This is a genomic window from Vibrio sp. 779(2023) (assembly GCF_033344285.1).
GTDB classification, from domain to species: domain Bacteria; phylum Pseudomonadota; class Gammaproteobacteria; order Enterobacterales; family Vibrionaceae; genus Vibrio; species Vibrio alginolyticus.
In genome coordinates this window covers 1-1,479 of record NZ_JAWPOM010000087.1, presented here as the reverse complement: position 1 = coordinate 1,479, position 1,479 = coordinate 1, and the positions used below count along the sequence as shown (strand labels likewise).

1 protein-coding gene is annotated in these 1,479 nt (G+C 48.1%); it reads left to right on the top strand.

The features are described 5' to 3' along the window. On the top strand, positions 1–1,479 hold a 1,479-nt coding region (locus tag R8O70_RS25105; RefSeq protein ID WP_318184448.1), incomplete at both ends, for a 3-hydroxyacyl-CoA dehydrogenase NAD-binding domain-containing protein.

Sequence of the window (1,479 nt, the reverse complement as noted above, 5' to 3'; positions counted from 1 at the left end):
CAGAGCTGAGCTTCTGCTCCCCTAAATCCGTAAACAAGCTCGACCTAGCAACACTAGAGTCTCTCGATAAGGCTCTTGATGCGTTGACTTCACATCAAGGTCTAAAAGGCTTAATGCTCACTTCAGATAAAGACGCGTTCATCGTTGGCGCAGACATCACTGAATTCTTGGGCCTCTTCGCTAAAACAGACGCCGAGCTCGATCAATGGCTACAATTTGCCAATAGCATCTTCAATAAACTAGAAGACTTACCCGTTCCGACAATCTCAGTACTTAAAGGTCACACACTTGGCGGCGGCTGCGAATGCGTACTGGCTACCGACATGCGTATCGGTGATAAAACCACCAGCATTGGCCTACCAGAAACCAAACTTGGCATCATGCCTGGCTTTGGCGGTTGTGTGCGTTTGCCGCGTGTTATCGGTGCAGATAGCGCGATGGAAATCATCACGCAAGGCAAAGCATGTCGTGCAGATGAAGCATTGAAGATTGGTTTATTGGATGCTGTGGTTGAAACTGATGCGTTGTATGAATCCGCATTGCAAACACTGACTTCAGCTATCAACGAAAAGATCGATTGGCAAGCACGTCGTAAACAAAAAACCTCGCCACTGACACTCAGCAAGCTAGAGTCGATGATGAGCTTCACGATGGCAAAAGGCCTAGTGGCACAAGTAGCCGGTCCACACTACCCTGCGCCAATGACAGCCGTTATCACGATTGAAGAAGGCGCACGCTTTGCGCGTAACGAAGCACTCGACATTGAACGCAAATACTTCGTTAAACTCGCGAAATCAGAAGAAGCCAAAGCTCTGGTTGGTCTGTTCCTCAACGACCAATACATCAAAGGCATCGCGAAAAAAGCGGCGAAATCAGCAAGCAAAGATACTGAGCGAGCAGCGGTATTAGGTGCAGGCATCATGGGTGGTGGCATCGCTTACCAATCTGCGCTGAAAGGCGTGCCAGTATTGATGAAAGACATCGCCCAACCATCTCTCGATTTAGGCATGACCGAAGCGTCTAAACTGCTGAACAAACGCCTTGCTCAAGGTCGTATCGACGGCTTCAAGATGGCGGGAATTTTGGCATCAATTACCCCAAGCCTACATTACGCAGGCATCGAAAACTCAGATGTGATTGTTGAAGCCGTTGTCGAAAATCCAAAAGTAAAAGCAGCGGTACTGAGCGAAGTCGAATCGCACGTTGGTGAAAACACCGTCATTACATCAAACACATCGACGATTCCAATCAACCTATTGGCACAATCACTTAAACGCCCAGAAAATTTCTGTGGTATGCACTTCTTTAACCCTGTGCATCGCATGCCTTTGGTTGAAATCATCCGTGGTGAGAAAACTTCTGATGAAACCATCAACCGCGTAGTGGCTTACGCAGCGAAAATGGGTAAATCCCCAATCGTCGTGAACGACTGTCCGGGATTCTTCGTCAACCGCGTATTATTCCCGTACTTTGGCGGTT